Below are 17,277 nucleotides of genomic sequence, written 5' to 3'. Positions count from 1 at the left end.
AATAGACCACCGTTTTTTCAAGAGGCCGTCATGCAAAGCCAGAAGCCCTTCTTCGACGATATCGCCCGCGTGGCCTCCGGCGCGCTGGGCGCGCTGTCCGGCCTGCGCGCCGAGATGGAGGCGATGATGCGCCAGCAGTTCGAGCGCTTCACCTCCGGCCTCGATCTGGTCCCGCGCGACGAGTTCGAGGTGGTGCGCGCCATGGCCATCAAGGCGCGCGAGGACAACGAGGCCCAGGCCGCCCGCATCGCCGAGCTGGAGGCCAAGCTGGCCGCCCTGGCCGCTGCTCCCGCTCCCAAGCCCAAGGCGGAACCCAAGCCCAAGGCCCCGGCCAAGTCCAAGGCCGCGCCCAAGGGCGCCTGACCCGCCCCCGACGCCATGCCCATCTGGGCATGGCTAGGCCCAAGGGGCCCCGGCATGTGGATAACCCGGGTTATCCACATAAATTCATAAATAGTCCGTAAATAAAGCCTTGCGCCGCCGCTTGGCGTTTGGGTAGGCTACCCCTTGTGCGAATTCTGCGGCTGCGAACACAATCTTTTGATTCGTGCCGTCGGAATCGACGGTAGCCATGCCAAGGGAGGGCGCAGGCATGACCTTGACCGCCACGTATCAGGAAGAGCCCCAGATCAATCCCGTCGATCTTGTCGAGCAAGTCGTCGCCGCCAACGATTGGGCGTTCGACCGCCGCAACGATGAGGAACTGGCCGCCGAGGCCCCTGGGCAATGGTGCAATTACAGCCTTTATTTCGCCTGGCGCGAAGATATGGGCGCCATGCACTTCACCTGTGCCTTCGACATGAAGATTCCGCCGTCGCGCCGTGCCATGGTCCACGAGCTGCTGGCCACCCTGAACGAGAAGCTGTGGCTCGGCCATTTCGGCCTGTGGGAGGACGAGGGCGTGCCCATGTTCCGCCACACCTCGCTGCTGCGCGGCGGGGCCGGCGTCTCGCCGGAACAGGTCGAGGACCTGGTGGACATCGCCGTCACCGAGTGTGAGCGCTTCTACCCCGCCTTCCAATTCGTCATCTGGGGCGGCAAGAGCGCGGCCGAGGCCATCGCCGCCTCGCTGCTGGAGACCGTCGGCGAGGCTTGACTTCGCTCGGCTCCCCGTGCCATGCCGGTCCCCTTGATGGACCGGGGCACGGAGTACTTCCCATGACCAAGATTCTGTTGGCGGGCTGCGGCAAGATGGGCTCGGCCATGCTGGCCGGCTGGCTCGAGCGTGGCATCGAAGCCGCCGACGTGGTGGTGGTCGAGCCTTCCGCGCCCGATCTGGGGGCGGTGCGGGTGGTGACCTCCGATGCCGCCATTCCCTCCGATTTCATCCCCGACGTGGTGATCTTCGCGGTCAAGCCCCAGGTCATGGCCGAGGTGGTGCCGCCCTATGCCCGCTTCGGCTCGGCGGTCTTCCTGTCCATCGCCGCCGGCAAGACCATCGCCTTCTTCCGGGAGCGCCTGGGAGCCGGAGCCGCCATCGTGCGGGCCATGCCCAACACGCCGGCGGCGGTGCGGCGCGGCATCACGGTCTGCTGCGCCGAAACCGCGGTGCCGGCGGCGGCGCGCGACCTCTGCCAGTCGCTGCTGGAAGCGGTGGGCGAGGTGGGCTGGGTCGAGGACGAAAGCCTGATGGACGTGGTCACCGCCGTGTCCGGTTCGGGCCCCGCCTACATCTTCCTGCTGGCCGAGGCCATGGAGGCCGCCGGGCTGGCCCAGGGGCTGCCGGCCGATCTGGCCGAACGGCTGGCGCGGGCCACCGTGGCCGGGGCCGGGGAATTGCTGCGCCTGTCGCCGGAAAGCGCCGCGCAATTGCGCAAGAACGTCACCTCGCCGGGCGGCACCACGGCGGCGGCCCTGGCGGTGCTGATGGCCGACAGCCACGGAATCCCCAGCCTGATGACCGAGGCGGTGGCCGCCGCCACTCGCCGTGGGCGGGAGCTGGCGGGCTAGCCATACCATTTTCGCAACCTAGGTATTTTTACGATAGGCTGTCAGTCGGATGTGACTCCGTTTGACTCGAAAGCGTTGTCGCGATTATGTTCGCTGCACCGCAACATAAAAAACCGGGTTGGAGATTTCATCATGGCCGGCAAGCAGACTGAGCAGTTCTTCGATTTCGACGTCGCCAAGTATCTGGGCGACTTCAAGGTTCCCGGCGTGGACGTCGAGACCATCGTCGCCAATCAGCGCAAGAACATCGAGGCCTTGACCCAGGCGAACAAGCTGGCCTTTGAGGGCCTGCAGAACGTCGTGAAGCGTCAGGTCGAGATCCTGCGCCAGACCATGGACGAGGTCGCCCAGGTCTCCAAGGACTTCGCCGAGCCCGGCACCGCCCAGGACAAGGCCGCCAAGCAGGCCGAGTTCGCCAAGGACGCCTTCGAGCGCGCCCTGGCCAATGCCCGCGAGCTGGCCGAGATGATCGCCAAGGCCAATTCCGAGGCGTTCGACCTGCTGAACAAGCGCTTCACCCAGAGCCTGGACGAGGCCCGCGAGGTCTTCGCCAAGGCCGGCAAGAAGTAATCCTTCCGCGGAATCGGAACGGATGCGACGACGGCCGCTCCCGCAAGGGGGCGGCCGTTACGTTTTGGGAACGGGGGGCTGCGACAGCGGGATGGCCACGGTGACGGTGGTGCCGCGTCCGGGAATGCTGGACACCGACAGCGAGCCGCCGTGCATCTCCGCCAGCCGCTTGGAAAGCGGCAGCCCCAGGCCGGTTCCGGCCTCGGCCTTGGCCACCTCGGACGGGTTCTGCCCGAACGGAGTGAGGGCCACGGCGATTTCCTCGGCGGTCATGCCGGCTCCCGTGTCGCTGACCGTCAGGAACAGCTGGCGGTCGTCGCTGTCGGCTTCCAGGATGATCCGCCCGCCTTCGGGCGTGAACTTGACGGCGTTGGACAGCAGATTGAGAAGAATCTGACGCAGCCGGCGCGGATCGGCCATGGCCATCAGGTCGCGGTCGAGACCGGTGACGGTCAGCATGACGCCCTTGTGTTCCGACCGCATCCGGACGATTTCGCCGCATTCCCTGACCAGCGGCATGATGGCGGTGGGGATTGCGTCGATTTCCATCCGCCCCGCCTCGATCTTGGACAGGTCGAGGACGTCGTTGATCAGGGCCAGCAGCAGGTGGCCGGAACTCTGCACATGCCCGAGATAATCGTGGCAGCGGGTCCGGCAGGAATGGTCGGGAAAGCCGGCGATCAGCGCGTCGGAAAAGCCGATGATGGCGTTGAGCGGCGTCCTGAGTTCGTGGCTCATATTGGCCAGGAAGGCCGACTTGGCGTGGCTGGCGGCATCGGCGGCGAGGCGCGAGCGGGCCAGTTCCTCCAAGGTGGCGTCCATGCGCTCCAACTGCCGGATCAGCAGCAGGGTCAGGGTGGCGATCACGGTTCCGATCAGCAGGGCCGCCATGGCGATCAGAAAGCTGTGCCGCCGCCAGTCCTTCAGGACGGCGCTCCGGTCCGAGGAGGCGATGGCGATCACCGGATGGTGGAGCGCGGCGTGGAAGGCGTAAAGCCGGTTGCGCCCGTCCAGGGGCGAGACCGTGTCGCCGCCTCCCGAAGGCTGGGTCTTGATCCGCTTGAAGTCCGGGCTTGCCGCCAGGGACTGGCCGGCGAAGCGTTCGTGGTCGGGGGTGCGGGCCAGGATGGTGCCGTCCGGCATCACCAGCAGGGCGGTATCGGTTGCGGTGCGGGCCGCCGCCTTGATGACGGTGGACAGGTGCTCGAGGTTGATGGTGGCGGCCACCACCCCGGCAAATGCACCGTCCGGGGTCTCGATCTTGCGGCTCAGCACCATGATCCAGCGGTTGTCGTTGCGGCTTTGGATCACGCCGCTGACGAACAGGGCCGAGGCCGAGGCGTCCTGGTGATGGCGGAAATAGGGGCGGTCGGACAGATCCACCGGCTTGTAGGGATCGGGCAGATTGGTGGCCGCCCGGGACATGCCGTCGGGCCCGATGACCAGCAGGGCGCGGGCCACCGGCGTTTCCGCCAATTGCCGCCGGAGAAAAGGCAGCAGGGCGTCGATCCGGTCCTGCCGCGCCGCCACCTCGCTGGTGCCGAGCAGAACCTTGTCGATGGCCAGGAAGTTGGTGGCGGCGGTTTCCGCCAGCAGATGGGCGGTATGGCGAAGACTGGTGTCGGCGTCGGACAGAGCCTCGCTCCGCATCGCCACGATCCAGAAGAGACAGCCGCCCGCCAGCATGGCCATGGCGGCGCCGACCAGCGTGACCATCAGGAGACGGATTCGGCGAGACGTCGGGCGGCTGGATTCTGCCATGGGGATCGGCTGGGCCGCCTCGGACTGCACGCGCCGCGCTCCGTCATTCTACCTATCGCGGCAAGCTTAGCGCAGAAACGGGGAGGGAGGGAAATGGTGAAAGTGCGAGTGAGGCGCAGCGGTGGCTTTCCGAGCTCAGCCCTTTTCGATCAGCGCCAGCAGCGGTGCCCATTCGGCGGCATAGGATTTGGCGCGGCGGTCGCCGGCTTCCAGCACCGTCGCGCCGGCGGCGGCGACGGCGGTGTAGATCTGGCTGTCGCGCAGGCGGGCCACCACGGGAAAGCCCAGCCCGCCGAAGAAGCCGTCCAAATGGTCGCTGGCCTTGGTGCCCGGCCGCAGCCGGTTGCCGACCACGGCGACCACCCGTTTGTTCTTGCGCACCGCCTTGACCTTGGCGAGCCGCTCGAGGAAATGGGCGGTGGCGTCCTCGTCGAAGGCGCCGGGCAGGACGGGCACGACGACGACCTCGGAAATATCGATCAGGTCCTCGACGTCCTTGTGGTGCATGGCGGCGGGCGCGTCGATCACCAGCCGCTGCAGCCCCTTGGGCGGCGAGCCCACGTCCTTGGACCAGTCCAGGCCGATGATGGCGGGCAAGGTGGCGGGGCGGCGGCGCAGCCAGTTCAGGCTGGAGCGCTGGCGGTCGCAATCGCCGATGGCGGTGGCCAGCCCCTGGCCCGCGAAGGCGGCGGCGATATGGGTGGCCAGCGTGGTCTTGCCGCAGCCTCCCTTGATGTTTCCCACCAGCACCGTCCGCATGCTTCGCTTCCCCTTCAACGCGCCGCCGGACTCTATCACAGCGGCAGCCGCACGCGCGCCCGCAAACCACCGAGCGGCGAGTCCTCGAGGACCACGTCGCCGCCATGGGTGCGCACGATGTCACGGGCGATGGTCAACCCCAGCCCGACGCCGCCGGTTCCGGAATTGCGCGAGGATTCCAGGCGGGTGAACGGCTTGAACACCTCTTCGCGCCGGTCGGCGGGGATGCCGGGGCCGTCGTCGTCGACCAGAACCTCCGCCACCTCGCCGCGCAATCCCACCCGGACCCAGACATGGCCGCCGTAGCGGATGGCGTTGCCGATCAGATTACCCAGGGCGCGGGACAGGGAATCGGGGCGCAGCGGCATGACGATCTCGCCTTCATGGTGGAGGTCGATGACGGCGCCCTGGCGGCGGAAGCGCGAGACCACCTCGTCCACCAGCCCCGGCAGGTCGGTGGGTTCCGGCTGCTCGCTGCCCTCGCCGCGGGCGAAGGCCAGATAGCCCTCGACCATGCGCTCCATCTCGGCGATGTCTTCCTCCAGCTCGGCGCGTCCGTCCATGTCGCCCATGATGGCCAGTTGCAGCTTCATGCGGGTGAGCGGCGTCCTCAAGTCATGGGACACCCCGGCCAGCATCTCGGTGCGCTGCTGGATCTGGCGCTGGATGCGGCTTTTCATCAGGTTGAAGGCCTGGGCCGCCTGGCGCACCTCGCGGGCACCCTCCGGCTTGAAGTCGCCCACGTCCTGGCCCTTGCCGAAGCGGTCGGCGGCCAGGGCCAGCTTGCGCACGCTGCGCACCTGGTTGCGCATGAACACCGTGGCGATGCCGAACAGCAGCATGGCGGTGCCCAGCATCCACAGGATGAAGACATAGGTGGTGGACGAGAACAGGCGCTTCTTGGGGGCGAAGATCTCCAGCATGCCGTCGGACAGCTGGATGCGGATCACCACCTCGCGCTCCAGGGTCTCGGTGTCGATGCGGAAGGGACGCTGGACGCGTTCCTCCATGGCCTCGGTCAGGGCGCGCTCCAACAGGCCGGAGGGGGCGGCGTCCGGCTGGTTGGGCAGGATGGCGCCGGGCTGGAAGCGGGCGTCCAGCTCCATCCGGCTGGCGGCCACGGCCAGGATGACGCTCCGCTCGTCCTCGCCGGGGAAGGCGCGCATGGATTCGATGATCGAGCCGATGTCGCCGGCCAGCCCCTTGGCCAGGCGCTTGGCCACCGATTCCCAGTGGCTGCCGTAGAACACGTAGGTGGAGACCAGCTGCAGCATCACCAGCGGCAGGATGATGATCAGCAGCGAACGCCCCAGCAGGCCCTGGGGGGCTAGGCGTTTCAGAAGAAGACCCATGTGGGTCATGGAGCGAATCCTCAGTCGGGGCGCAGCATGTAGCCCATGCCGCGCACCGTCTGAAGATAGCGCGGCATCTTGGGGTCGTCCTCGATCTTCTTGCGCAGCCGCGTCACCTGGACGTCGACGGTGCGGGGATTGGCCGAGTTGCCGGTCCTGGCCGCCAGATCGTCGCGCGACACGCCCTGGCCCGCCACCTCGGCCAGGATGGCCAGCAGGTCGCGTTCGGCCTGGGTCAGGTGGACCGGCTGGTCGTCCTGGCGCAGTTCGGCGCGGTCCATGTTCCAGACAAAGGCGCCCAGCCGCAATTCGCGGGCGGCTTCGGGCTCCTCGCGCGGGGCGCGGCGCAGGATGGAGGCCACGCGCAGCAGCAGTTCGCGGGGCTCGAACGGCTTGGACAGGTAGTCGTCGGCGCCGGCCTCCAGGCCCTTGATGCGGTCGTCCACCTCGCCCCTGGCGGTCAGCAGCAGGATGGGCAGGGTGCGGCCCTCGGCGCGCAGCGACCGGGTCAGCGCCATGCCGTCCTCGCCCGGCATCATGACGTCGAGGACCATCAGGTCGAAGGCCAGGCCGGCCATGCACTGGCGCGCTTCGGCGGCATCGGCGGCGGCGGCCACCAGATAGCCGTTGTCGGCCAGATACTTGCGCAGCAATTCCCGCAGGCGCCGGTCGTCGTCCACCACCAGGATGTGGGCGTCTTCCACCGCTTAGGCCCCCCGGCGCAGTCCGACGGTGCGGGCGGGGAAGCGGCCTCGGTCGCCTTCGTCCACCAGCCCCAGCATCACCTTGCGGAAGCCCTCCACCGCCTCGGCCCCGGCCTCGCGGTAGGCCCGGGCGATGCGGGCCCGCTGACGCTCGGTCAGCAGGCGCTCCAGCTCGACGCCCTTTTCCGTCAGCTCCAGCAGGCGCTGGCGGCGGTCGCGCACGCCCGGACGCTGGACGATGAACTTCTCGGTGATCAGCTGGCCCAGCACGCGCGACAGGCTCTGCTTGGTGATGCGCAGGATCTCGAGAAGGTCGCTGACCGTGATGCCGGGATGGCGGCCGACGAAGTAGATGACGCGATGATGGGCCCGGCCGAATCCGTACTCGCCCAGGATGGCGTCGGGCTCGGCGGTGAAGTCGCGATAGGCGAAGAACAGCAGCTCGATCCCCTGGCGCAGTTCCTCCTCTCGCAGGAACAGCGGGTTGATGCCGGTCTTGATGTCGCTCATGGCGTGGTTACGTCAGTCATGTTGACATATATGACCTATAAATGTTACGTCATGCAAGAGAGATTGGTAATTTTCCAACCTCCAGCGTCCCTGCCACCTTCTTATTGGAACGGAACGACCATGTCAGTCCTCCCCTTCGACGACCGCGACGGCTTTCTCTGGCTCGACGGCAAGCTGGTTCCCTGGCGTGACGCCAAGATCCACGTGCTGACTCATGGCCTGCATTACGGATCCTGCGTGTTCGAAGGCGAGCGAGTGTATGGTGGCAAGGTGTTCAAGCTGCGCGAGCATTCGCAGCGCCTGATCGATTCGGGTCGCATTCTCGGCTTCGAGGTGCCGTGGACGGCGGACGAGATCGACGCCGCCACCATGGCCACCGTCAAGGCCAACAACATCGTCGACGGCTATGTCCGCCCGGTGGCGTGGCGCGGCTCGGAGATGATGGGCGTCGCCGCCCAGTCCACCAAGATCCGCTTCGCGGTGGCCACCTGGTCCTGGCCCAGCTACTGGAGCCCGGAGGCCCGCATGAAGGGCATCCGCCTCAACATCTCCACCTGGAAGCGCCCCCACCCCGAGACGGCGCCCACCGCGTCCAAGGCGGCGGGCCTCTACATGATCTGCACCATGAGCAAGCACAAGGCCGAGGGCGACGGCTACGAGGATTCGCTGATGCTCGACTGGCGCGGCCAAGTCGCCGAGGCCACCGGCGCCAATATCTTCTTCGTGTTCGGTGATGAACTGCACACGCCGACGCCCGATTGCTTCTTGAACGGCATCACCCGCCAGACGGTGATCGACCTGGCCAAGAAGCGCGGCATCAAGGTGGTCGAACGGGCCATTTTCCCCGAGGACATGGCCAAGGCGTCCGAATGCTTCCTCACCGGCACCGCCGCCGAGGTGACCCCGGTCCGCGAGATCGGGACCTATACCTTCACGCCCGGCGATATTACGCGTCAATTGATTACGGATTATGACGCATTGGTCCGCTCTTAATAATTTCCGGTCGCAGCGCCGGCCATTTTCCTTGCGGAACGTCAAAACCCGGTATTTTCAAGTCCGGGCTTTCGTAATAGTCTCCGCTGGGGAACAGGGATGGGCGTTGCGACCGGGTTGGGCCGGCCGCGCTTGAACGGATGGGAGTTTCCGTGTCGCACGCGTGGCAGAATCTGCGGCTGTCCAGCCGCTTCATGCTCATTGTCGGTGTCGGCGTCGTTATCCTGATCGCCGGTGTCGTCCTCACCATCGCAAGGTTCGAGCGCGCCGAAATGGAGCGCCAGCTGCAGCAGCTCTCGGCCAACGAGATGACCTCGCTGCACGCGCTTATCCAGAACGTGATGGCGAAGCGGCCCGAAGACGGCGACAACATCGGCATCGCCGTCTTCAACAACTGGTTCGACTCCCGCAACATCCACTATCCCGGCAAGGTGTGGAGCGCCTGGGGGCCCCAGGTGGCCGCCTATATGAAGGACGCCGAGCCCGACAAGCCGGCCAAGCTGCCCAGGGACGACGTCGACCGCCAGGCGTTTGAGAGCAAGGTGCCGGTCGGACGGTTCGAGGGCGGCTTCTACCGCTATTCCCTGCCCATCGTGCTGGGCGTCACCGAGGGCGCCAAGGAAGAGGTCTGTCATTCCTGTCATGGCGGCATGGGCATGAATGACGGCGACGTCATCGCCGTGCTGTCGTCGTCGCTGTCCACCACCGAATCCGAGGCGCGTCTTCACCAGGTCCTGACCTGGCTGGTGGTGGGCGGCATCGTCGCCACCGTCCTGGCCGTGTTCGGCGTGCGCCTCATCTTGAAGCGCATCATCGCCGACCCCATCGAGGACATGACCGTCCGCATGGAAAAGCTGGCCCGTGGCGACGTCTCCATCGCCGTGCCGGCGCTGGATCGCCAGGACGAGGTGGGCGACATCGCCCGGGCTGTCCAGGTCTTCAAGGACAACACCATCGCCAAGCAGAAGATGGAGGCCGAGGCCCAGACGGCCGCCGCGGTGCGCGAACAGCGCATGCACCGGCTGGAGGGGCTGATCGCCGCCTTCGACCAGGCGGTGACCGCCGTGCTGGATTCCGTGTCGGCCTCGGCGCAGCAGATGATCCAGACGGCGCGCAGCATGGTGGAGTCCGCCGACCAGGCGTTGGAAAAGGCGGGTTCCGCCGCCCGCCAGGCCAGCGAGGCCAATCAGAACGTCAGCACCGTGGCCGCCGCCGCCGAGGAACTGTCGTCTTCCATCAGCGAGATCGCCCAGCAGGTGGGGATGTCCAATCAGGTGGCGGTCTCCGCCACCAAGGAGGCGGATTCGGTCAACACCAGGGTGCAGGGCCTTGCCGGCGCCGCCGACAAGATCGGCGAGATCGTCGAGATGATCACCGGCATCGCGGAACAGACCAATCTGCTGGCCTTGAACGCCACCGTCGAGGCGGCCCGGGCCGGCGAGGCGGGCAAGGGCTTCAACGTGGTGGCCTCGGAAGTGAAGAACCTGGCCCGGCAGACGGTGGGCGCCACCGAGGACATCGCGTCCCAGATCGGCACCATCCAGAAGGAAACCGACAAGACGGTCCGCGCCATTCGCGGCATCAACACCACCATTTCCTCCATGGACGGCATCACCACCGCCATCGCCTCGGCCATCGAGGAGCAGGGCGCCGCCACCCAGGAGATCGCCCGCAACATCGACCACGCCGCTTCGGGCACCCGCTATGTCTACGACAACATCAACGCGGTGACCCAGACCATCCACGAGACCGACCAGGCGGCCAAGGACGTGCTGGGGGCGGTGGAAACCCTGCAGCGCCAGGCCATGACGCTGCGCGCCGAGGTGGACCGCTTCCTGAACGGCATCCGCGAGGTGTGAGCGGGGGCGCCCAGGTCTGAGCGGAGCGCAGGTCAGGGCGGCGGTGTTTCGCCTTCCATTCCGGAGCGATTCCAGGTAACTCTGTGGGCCTCGACCAGGGGGTGTTCATGAGCCTGCCCAAGACCGTGCTCGATTGCCCGCATTGCCAGCAGAGCAGTGATCATCGCGTCCATTCCTATGGGGATGGCACCGCCATCGTCTGGTGCGGCGCCTGCCACAACCCGCGTGAGCTGCTGATGGCTCAACTGCGCCGCATGGCCCGGCGCGACGGGCGTTCTTCCGTCATCGCCGCCGAATAGCGCGCCCTTATACCAAATCCCGATGAGCCGGCCTCATCGGGATTTGGTTAGGCCCGAAGGGCCGCGCCGCTTATGCGGCGGGAGGCAAGGGCGCACAGCGCCCGCCCGCCGATTGAGGGCGATCCCGGTGATCGCCTGCGATCACCGGGATCTGGTATTACATGGGCGGCGGCGCATCCTCGTCGAGGATGCCGGCGCCCTTCTCCTCCACCACCTCGATGCAGGCCTGCACCACCGTGGCGTCATAGCGGGTGCCCGCATGGTCGCGCAGTTCCTGGATGGCGACGTCCAGGCCGAGGGCCGGCCGGTATGGCCGGTGGGACGAGATGGCTTCCAGCACGTCGGCCACCGCGATGATGCGCGATTCCAGGATGATCTCGTCGCCCTTCAGTCCCATGGGATAGCCGCTGCCGTCCAGGCGTTCGTGGTGCTGGCGGATCATCTCGGCCACCGGCCAGGGGAATTCGATATCCTTCATGATCTCCCAGCCCATCTGGGGATGCATGCGGATGACCTTGTGGACTTCCGCCGACAATTTGCCGGGGCGCGAGAGAAATTCGGCAGGGACGTGAATCTTGCCGATATCGTGCAGCAATCCCCCGGTCCGCAGGCCTTCCACCGTCGCTTCGGACAGGCCCATGCGCTGGCCGATGGCGGTGGACAGCTGGGCCACCCGGCGCTGGTGGCCGGTGGTGTAGGGGTCGCGCATCTCGAGCGTCAGCGACAGCGAGCGGACGGTTTGCAGCAGGACGCGCTTCAGGCGCTCGGCGGTGGTGCGGCGCTCCTCCTCGACCGCCTTGCGCTCGATGGCGTAGAGGATGGTGCGGCGGATCAGGTTGCCGTCGCCCTGGCCCTTGACCAGATAATCCTGGCAGCCGTGCTGCAGGGCCAGCAGGCCCATGGATTCGTCGTCCAGGCCGGTGCAGATGACGATGGGAAGGGTCGGCGCCGCGATGCGCAGGCGCTCCACCGTTTCGATGCCGTGGGCGTCGGGAAGCGAAAGGTCGAGCAGGACGGCGTCCGGCGGCTCGGCCATCGCGGCGGCGACGGCGTCGCCCAGAGTGGCGGCGCGGCGGCAGTGAAAGCCGCCCACCTCGTTCAGCAACAGTTCGATCAGGCGCGCGTCGGCGGGATTGTCCTCGACCAGCAGGAGGTCCACGGATCTCGAGCGCAAATCGGTCATTTCGAGGTCCCGTTTCAGGTGCATCAGGAATATCCCGCCCGTCCTGCGGCATAGGGCCAAAACCCGAGCCACTCCAATGTTGTGGCATAATGTGACGGGGTTGTTAAGTGGGGCTGGAGTCGTGCCTGCCATGTCGTCCTGGCCGTTGGTATTATGGTTCGGGGCTGGCAGCCCTGGTCGAAACTTACAGCAATGGGTTGAAAATACGTAATTTCCGAGGGTGATTGCGGCGGCCGGATAGACCAAGGAGGGCATTCACAAAAGTCTTTATGTCTGGTTAATCTAGGTCTAACGTACTATGTCCGGTCTGTCGGCGGTTTTGCTGCCCGGGGTGAGTGAGGCTCGCTCCGTCTGTCGTGGGAGGTGCGTCATGGGGGCTCTCAAGCTGGGTATTGGCGGAAAGATTTGGGCCCTGGTGGCGCTGCTGGTGGTGGGGTTGGGCCTGTTGACCGCCCAGAGCCTCAGTTCGCTGCGCGACACGCTGGTGGAGGACCGCCGGCAGTCGCTGAAGCATCTGGTGGAATCGGCGACCTCCATCGTCGCCGGCTATCAGGCCCGCGCCGCCAAGGGCGAACTGAGCGAGGACGACGCCAAGGCCTTGGCCAAGACCGCCCTGCAATTCCTGCGCTATGGCAAGAACGACTACTTCTTCATCAACAATTACCAGTACAGCGCGGTGATGCACCCCCTGCGCCCCGAAATGGTCGGGCAGGACCAGTCCCAGATGAAGGACCCCAACGGCATCTTCATCACCCGCGAGATGGTCGATGTGTCGCGCCGGGACGGCGGCGGATACGTCTACTACCACTGGGCCCGGGTCAAGGATCAGCCGCCGGTGCCCAAGGTGGTCTACGTGGCCGACTTCAAGCCGTGGAGCTGGGTGATCGGTACCGGCGTCTACATCGACGACATCGACGAGGCCTACCGGGCCAAGATGGTCGACATCGGCCTCAAGGCGGCGGCGCTCGCGCTGCTGGCCGGCGTGGTGGCGGTGCTGATCGCCAAGTCCATCACCGGGCCGCTGGGGCAATTGGTGACCCGCATGGGCGCCCTGGCCCAGGGCGACATCGAGCATGAGGTCCAGGGGACGGAGCGCCGGGACGAAATGGGCGCCCTGGCCCGCGCCATGGAGGTGTTCCGGGGCGGGGCCCTCGAGAATCGCCGGCTTCTGAGCGAGCAGGAGCGGATGAAGCAGGTCGCCGCCCAAGACCGGAACCGGACGCTGCTGGAGATGGCCGACGGGCTGGAGCGCCGGGTCAAGGCGGCGGTGGAGGCCATCAGCCAGGTGGGAAGCCGCCTCAACGGCGCGTCCAGCGCCATGACCCATACGGCGGAGCAAACCTCCGAACAGACCAGCGCCGTGGTCGCCGCCACCGCCCAGACCTCGGGCAACGTCCAGACCGTGGCGTCGGCCGCCGAGGAATTGAGCGCGTCGGGCAACGAGATCAGCCGTCAGGTGGCGCTGACCGCCGACATCGCGCGTGCCGCCGCCGAGGAGGCGGAGCAGACCAACGGCATGGTGTCGGCCCTGGCCGCCGCCGCCGGGCGCATCGGCGAGGTGGTCCAGCTGATCGACGCCATCGCCGGCCAGACCAACCTCCTGGCCTTGAACGCCACCATCGAGGCGGCCCGTGCCGGCGAGGCGGGAAAAGGCTTCGCCGTGGTGGCGGGCGAGGTGAAGACCCTGGCCAACCAGACCGCCAAGGCCACCCAGGAGATCACCTCCCAGATCAATGCGGTCCAGGCCGAGACCACCAAGGCGGTGGCGGCCATCCGTCACATCGGCGAGACCATCAACCGGGTGGACGAGGCGACGTCGTCCATCGCCAGCGCGGTGGAGGAGCAGAACGCCGCCATCCACGAGATCACCCGCTCGGTGCAGGAAGCGGCGCGCGGCACCCGCGAGGTGTCCGAGCATATCGGCAAGGTGGAGGAGGGTACCAACACGTCGCGCACCGCCGCCGAGGAAGTGGCCGGCTCGGCCCGCGAGATGGTGACCCAGAACGGCACGCTGACCCGCGAGATCGACGGCTTCCTGCGGGAAATCCGCACCCAGGCGGCTTAGCTAAGCCGTTTGCATTGTCTCCTCGTCATGGCCGGGCGTGGCCCGGCCATCCACGCGGTGCCGTTTAGCGCTGTGGGGGCGGAACCATGGATGCCCGGATCAAGTCCGGGCATGACGGGCGGAATGGATTGGGGCAGACCGACGTGAAACGGCAAGGGGCGGTTCCTCGCGGAACCGCCCCCTTTTTATGCCGTCTAGGCTTCAAGCCTACTTCAGGCTTTCGCAGAAGCGCTTGATGCGCTCGGCCGCCTTGGTGAGCGCGGCGTCCGAGGTGGCGTAGGAGATGCGGAAATAGGGCTCCAGGCCGAAGGCCGCGCCTTGGACCACCGCCACGCCCTCGGCCTCCAGCAGGGCGCCGACGAAGTCGGTGTCGCTGTTGATGACCTTGCCGTCGGGGGTCTTCTTGCCGATCACGCCGGCGCAGGACGGATAGACGTAGAAGGCGCCTTCCGGGGTGCGGCAGGTGATGCCGGGGCACTGGTTCAAGAGGCCGACGATCAGGTCGCGGCGGCGCTTGAACACCTCGGCGTTCTTCGGGATGAAGTCCTGGGTGCCGTTCAGCGCTTCCACCGACGCCGCCTGGCTGATGGAGGCGGTGTGGGTCACCGACTGGGACTGGATCATGTTGATGGCCTTGATGATGGCGGCCGGGCCGGCGGCGTAGCCGACGCGCCAGCCGGTCATGGCATAGGCCTTGGACACGCCGTTCATGGTCAGCGTGCGGTCATAGAGCTTGGGCTCCACCTGGGCGGGGGTGCAGAACTTGAAGTCGTCGTAGACCAGGTGTTCGTACATGTCGTCGGACATGATCCACACGTGCGGATGCTTGACCAGCACGTCGGTCAGCGCCTTCATCTCGTCCCAGGAATAGGCCGCGCCGGTCGGGTTGGACGGCGAGTTCAGCACCAGCCACTTGGTCTTGGGGGTGATGGCCTTCTCCAGGTCGGCGGCCTGCAGCTTGAAGCCCTTCTCCTCGGGGCAGCGCACGAAGACCGGCTGACCGCCGAACATCAGGGCGATGTCAGGATAGCTCACCCAATAGGGGGCGGGGACGATCACTTCGTCGCCGGGATTGATGGTGGCCATGAAGGCGTTGAAGATCACGCCCTTGCCGCCGACGCCGACGGTGATCTGGTCGGGGGTGTAGTCCAGGCCGTTCTCGCGCTTGAACTTGGCGGCGATGGCCTGGCGCAGCTCCAGCGTGCCGGCGGGGGCCACGTACTTGGTCTGGCCCTTGTCGATGGCGGCCTTGGCGGCGGCCTTGATGTTGTCCGGGGTGTCGAAATCGGGCTCGCCCGCGCCCAGGCCGATGACGTCGCGGCCGGCGGCCTTCAGTTCGGCGGCCTTCTGGGTCACCGCGATGGTCGGGGACGGCTTGATGGCGGAAAGCCTGTCGGCGATGAACGGCATGGGTCGGGGTCCTCGAAAAGATGAGAGAATTCGCGGGGGGCGAAGTTACGCGCGCCCGCGTACGAGTGCAAGGATCATCCTGATTTTATGATAGAATGGCAGCTCGGAGTGGGGCGATAAGGTGAAGGCCGAAGCTCCGATTGCCATCCTGTGCGGGAAGTGGAATCATGCGCCCCCGTCCTTTTTCCTATGGAAAGTGCCGTTTCATGAGGATCGCCGCTGCCGTCGCCGCGTTGCTCGCTCTCAGCCTGCCTCTGGCCGAAGGGGCCGGGGCGGCGCCGAAGAAGGGCGCCAAGCCCGCCGCCGCGGCCGAGCCGCGCCATGCCGGTCTGGCCGCCGCCGCCGCCAATGGCGACATGGAGGCCCAGTACCAGCTGGCCGTGGCCTATCGCGACGGCGGCCATGGGCTGAAGGCCGATGCCCGCGCCGCGCTGGTGTGGTTCACCCTGGCCGGGGCCGAGGGGCATGTCGCCGCCGCCGCCGAGGCGGCCAAGGCCTTCGAGGCCGGCAAGGGCGTGGCCCGCGACCTCAACGCCGCCGGCAACTGGTGGTACAAGGCCGGCACCCTGGGCGATGCCCGGGGCCGGGCCCGCTGGGTCGACCTGTTCCTCGACGGCGAGGTTCACGCCATCGGCTCGCGCGACGGCATCGCCTGGCTGGCCGAAGCCGCCCAGAACGGCGACCTTCGCGCCATGATGGGGCTGGCCGACGTGCTGGAGCGCGGCCATGGGGTCGCTCCCGACGTGGGGCAGGCCGAGGCCTGGTACCGTCAGGCCGCCCTGCTGTATGGCGACGTCGAAGCCCGCTTCCGGCTCGGCCGTCTGCTGCTCGCCCGCCCGGCCATGTGGCGCAAGCCCGCCGAGGAGGAGTGGAACCTCAAGGACGCCGAGCGCAAGAGCCATCCGTTCGGCGCCGTGTGGTATGCCGCCAAGCCGCTCAATGCCGAAGAGGGCCAGGCGGTGCAGTTGCGTCCCGGCATCAACGAGGGCGAGCGCTGGCTGCGCTCGGCCGCCCGCCGGGGCCATGCCGAGGCGCAGTATCTGCTGGGCTCGGCCAAGGTGGCGGGCATGGAACTGCCCATGGACATGGTCGAAGGCGTCGCCTGGCTCGAAGCCGCCGCCGTCCAGGGCCATGCCGAGGCGCTGGTCGCCCTGGGCGATCTGGCCGCCAAGGGCCAGGGCTTCTACGCCAAGGACCCCATCCGGGCCTACGTCATGTATGATCTGGCCGCCGCCCAGGGCGAGGAGGGGGCCAAGGCGGCCCGCGACGCCATCGCCAAGGGAATGAACCAACGCCAGACCGCCCGGGCCCGCCAACTGGTTCAGGAACTGCGCGATCTCGCGGGGCTCTGATCGGCCGGCGGTGGAACGCGGCCGGGACGGCCGCGCTCCAATAAGGACGGACCGTCACGCGGAGCGCGGGCGTCTCGCCCGCAAAACTCCGGTGGACTCAGCAATTATCCAGCAGGATCCGCCCCCGTTCGCCGCCATCGCCCTCCAGGCGTTCGGCGATGACCTGGGCCATGCCGTCCGCCAGCCGGGCGGCGCGGGCCAGGATTTCCGGCGCCGGCGCCGGTCCCGCCTCCTCGATCAGCCGGCACAGCCGGTTGCCCAGCTCGCTGACCAGGGGGTAGCCGAAGGTGGTCGCCTGGCCCTTCATGTCGTGGCTGATGGTGAAGAGGCGGGGCAGCAGGGCGGCAAGGTCGGCGCCGGGCGCCTGCGCTTCGTCCAGGCAGGCGCGCAGCCGGACGGAATCGGCCGTGGCCCAGTCGAGGTAGCGCCCCGACAATCCGGCCAGGGCCGACTCGGCCCGGGCCAGGGCCTCGGGGGAAATTTCGGGAAGCTCGCCGTCTCCGGCCATCA

Annotated in this window: 17 protein-coding genes; 9 read left to right on the top strand and 8 right to left on the bottom strand. The window is 67.2% G+C overall.

What is annotated here, in order from left to right; translation table 11 throughout:
• The first annotated feature begins 30 nt into the window (after positions 1 to 30).
• The 4 genes from XM1_RS00610 to XM1_RS00595 all read left to right on the top strand — a co-directional run bounded on the left by XM1_RS00610 (position 31) and on the right by XM1_RS00595 (position 2,520).
• Positions 31 to 363: an accessory factor UbiK family protein gene (locus XM1_RS00610; protein WP_068428163.1), complete on the top strand. Its 333-nt coding sequence runs from the start codon at positions 31 to 33 to the stop codon at positions 361 to 363.
• A gap of 229 nt (positions 364 to 592) precedes the next feature.
• Positions 593 to 1,096: a YbjN domain-containing protein gene (locus tag XM1_RS00605; protein ID WP_068428157.1), complete on the top strand. Its 504-nt coding sequence runs from the start codon at positions 593 to 595 to the stop codon at positions 1,094 to 1,096.
• A gap of 62 nt (positions 1,097 to 1,158) precedes the next feature.
• Positions 1,159 to 1,950 (top strand): pyrroline-5-carboxylate reductase, encoded by a 792-nt coding sequence (proC, locus tag XM1_RS00600; protein WP_068428152.1) that lies wholly within the window; start codon positions 1,159 to 1,161, stop codon positions 1,948 to 1,950.
• A gap of 132 nt (positions 1,951 to 2,082) precedes the next feature.
• Positions 2,083 to 2,520, top strand: a complete 438-nt coding sequence (locus XM1_RS00595; protein WP_068428145.1) for a phasin family protein — start codon at positions 2,083 to 2,085, stop codon at positions 2,518 to 2,520.
• A gap of 57 nt (positions 2,521 to 2,577) precedes the next feature.
• Here the strand turns inward: XM1_RS00595 and XM1_RS00590 are convergent, their stop codons facing one another.
• The 5 genes from XM1_RS00590 to XM1_RS00570 form a co-directional block, all read right to left on the bottom strand.
• On the bottom strand, positions 2,578 to 4,311 hold the full coding sequence (locus XM1_RS00590) for a hybrid sensor histidine kinase/response regulator (RefSeq protein ID WP_082700307.1): 1,734 nt from the start codon (positions 4,309 to 4,311) through the stop codon (positions 2,578 to 2,580).
• 105 nt (positions 4,312 to 4,416) lie between these two features.
• Complete coding sequence (locus tag XM1_RS00585) at positions 4,417 to 5,040, bottom strand: ParA family protein (RefSeq protein ID WP_068428136.1); 624 nt, start codon at positions 5,038 to 5,040, stop codon at positions 4,417 to 4,419.
• A 35-nt stretch (positions 5,041 to 5,075) separates the two neighbouring features.
• A complete protein-coding gene (locus XM1_RS00580) occupies positions 5,076 to 6,401 on the bottom strand; it encodes an ATP-binding protein (RefSeq protein WP_068428133.1) in 1,326 nt (441 codons plus the stop codon).
• 11 nt (positions 6,402 to 6,412) lie between these two features.
• On the bottom strand, positions 6,413 to 7,096 hold the full coding sequence (locus XM1_RS00575) for a response regulator (protein ID WP_068428130.1): 684 nt from the start codon (positions 7,094 to 7,096) through the stop codon (positions 6,413 to 6,415).
• Positions 7,097 to 7,099: 3 nt separating this feature from the next.
• Positions 7,100 to 7,606: a MarR family winged helix-turn-helix transcriptional regulator gene (locus tag XM1_RS00570; protein WP_068428127.1), complete on the bottom strand. Its 507-nt coding sequence runs from the start codon at positions 7,604 to 7,606 to the stop codon at positions 7,100 to 7,102.
• Positions 7,607 to 7,726: 120 nt separating this feature from the next.
• Between XM1_RS00570 and XM1_RS00565 the strand changes: the two genes are divergently transcribed.
• The 3 genes from XM1_RS00565 (at position 7,727) to XM1_RS00555 (ending at position 10,757) form a co-directional block, all read left to right on the top strand.
• Entirely contained in the window at positions 7,727 to 8,599 is an 873-nt protein-coding gene (locus XM1_RS00565; protein WP_068428124.1) for a branched-chain amino acid aminotransferase, read from the top strand.
• Positions 8,600 to 8,751: 152 nt separating this feature from the next.
• Positions 8,752 to 10,458, top strand: coding sequence for a methyl-accepting chemotaxis protein (locus XM1_RS00560; protein WP_231920639.1), 1,707 nt, complete (start codon positions 8,752 to 8,754; stop codon positions 10,456 to 10,458).
• 107 nt (positions 10,459 to 10,565) lie between these two features.
• Positions 10,566 to 10,757, top strand: coding sequence for a hypothetical protein (locus XM1_RS00555; protein WP_156428600.1), 192 nt, complete (start codon positions 10,566 to 10,568; stop codon positions 10,755 to 10,757).
• 157 nt (positions 10,758 to 10,914) lie between these two features.
• On the opposite strand, the gene XM1_RS00550 is transcribed toward XM1_RS00555, so the two are convergent.
• Entirely contained in the window at positions 10,915 to 11,964 is a 1,050-nt protein-coding gene (locus tag XM1_RS00550) for an HD-GYP domain-containing protein (RefSeq protein WP_068428118.1), read from the bottom strand.
• A 346-nt stretch (positions 11,965 to 12,310) separates the two neighbouring features.
• On the opposite strand from XM1_RS00550, the gene XM1_RS00545 reads away from it, so the two are divergent.
• Complete coding sequence (locus tag XM1_RS00545; RefSeq protein ID WP_068428115.1) at positions 12,311 to 14,005, top strand: methyl-accepting chemotaxis protein; 1,695 nt, start codon at positions 12,311 to 12,313, stop codon at positions 14,003 to 14,005.
• A gap of 207 nt (positions 14,006 to 14,212) precedes the next feature.
• Here the strand turns inward: XM1_RS00545 and XM1_RS00540 are convergent, their stop codons facing one another.
• Positions 14,213 to 15,415, bottom strand: a complete 1,203-nt coding sequence (locus XM1_RS00540) for a pyridoxal phosphate-dependent aminotransferase (RefSeq protein ID WP_068428112.1) — start codon at positions 15,413 to 15,415, stop codon at positions 14,213 to 14,215.
• A 206-nt stretch (positions 15,416 to 15,621) separates the two neighbouring features.
• Between XM1_RS00540 and XM1_RS00535 the strand changes: the two genes are divergently transcribed.
• Positions 15,622 to 16,767, top strand: a complete 1,146-nt coding sequence (locus XM1_RS00535) for a tetratricopeptide repeat protein (protein WP_068428109.1) — start codon at positions 15,622 to 15,624, stop codon at positions 16,765 to 16,767.
• A 97-nt stretch (positions 16,768 to 16,864) separates the two neighbouring features.
• Here the strand turns inward: XM1_RS00535 and XM1_RS00530 are convergent, their stop codons facing one another.
• Positions 16,865 to 17,275 carry a peptide ABC transporter substrate-binding protein gene (locus XM1_RS00530; RefSeq protein WP_068428106.1) on the bottom strand — a complete coding sequence of 137 codons (411 nt, stop codon included), beginning with the start codon at positions 17,273 to 17,275 and terminating at the stop codon, positions 16,865 to 16,867.
• Positions 17,276 to 17,277 lie beyond the last annotated feature (2 nt).

Origin of the sequence: Magnetospirillum sp. XM-1 (assembly GCF_001511835.1) — a bacterium.
In the GTDB taxonomy this organism is placed as follows: Bacteria; Pseudomonadota; Alphaproteobacteria; order Rhodospirillales; family Magnetospirillaceae; genus Phaeospirillum.
This window is presented reverse-complemented; position numbering and strand designations above follow the sequence as displayed.

Bases quoted from the DNA above. Each gene is read 5' to 3' on its own strand.
- XM1_RS00610 (WP_068428163.1), top strand. From the start codon at position 31: ATGCAAAGCCAGAAGCCCTTCTTCGACGATATCGCCCGCGTGGCCTCC.
- XM1_RS00545 (WP_068428115.1), top strand. From the start codon at position 12,311: ATGGGGGCTCTCAAGCTGGGTATTGGCGGAAAGATTTGGGCCCTGGTG.
- XM1_RS00580 (WP_068428133.1), bottom strand. From the start codon at position 6,401: ATGACCCACATGGGTCTTCTTCTGAAACGCCTAGCCCCCCAGGGCCTG.
- XM1_RS00595 (WP_068428145.1), top strand. From the start codon at position 2,083: ATGGCCGGCAAGCAGACTGAGCAGTTCTTCGATTTCGACGTCGCCAAG.
- XM1_RS00535 (WP_068428109.1), top strand. From the start codon at position 15,622: ATGAGGATCGCCGCTGCCGTCGCCGCGTTGCTCGCTCTCAGCCTGCCT.
- XM1_RS00565 (WP_068428124.1), top strand. From the start codon at position 7,727: ATGTCAGTCCTCCCCTTCGACGACCGCGACGGCTTTCTCTGGCTCGAC.
- XM1_RS00530 (WP_068428106.1), bottom strand. From the start codon at position 17,275: ATGGCCGGAGACGGCGAGCTTCCCGAAATTTCCCCCGAGGCCCTGGCC.
- XM1_RS00570 (WP_068428127.1), bottom strand. From the start codon at position 7,606: ATGAGCGACATCAAGACCGGCATCAACCCGCTGTTCCTGCGAGAGGAG.
- XM1_RS00555 (WP_156428600.1), top strand. From the start codon at position 10,566: ATGAGCCTGCCCAAGACCGTGCTCGATTGCCCGCATTGCCAGCAGAGC.
- XM1_RS00540 (WP_068428112.1), bottom strand. From the start codon at position 15,415: ATGCCGTTCATCGCCGACAGGCTTTCCGCCATCAAGCCGTCCCCGACC.
- XM1_RS00585 (WP_068428136.1), bottom strand. From the start codon at position 5,040: ATGCGGACGGTGCTGGTGGGAAACATCAAGGGAGGCTGCGGCAAGACC.
- XM1_RS00550 (WP_068428118.1), bottom strand. From the start codon at position 11,964: ATGCACCTGAAACGGGACCTCGAAATGACCGATTTGCGCTCGAGATCC.
- proC (WP_068428152.1), top strand. From the start codon at position 1,159: ATGACCAAGATTCTGTTGGCGGGCTGCGGCAAGATGGGCTCGGCCATG.
- XM1_RS00605 (WP_068428157.1), top strand. From the start codon at position 593: ATGACCTTGACCGCCACGTATCAGGAAGAGCCCCAGATCAATCCCGTC.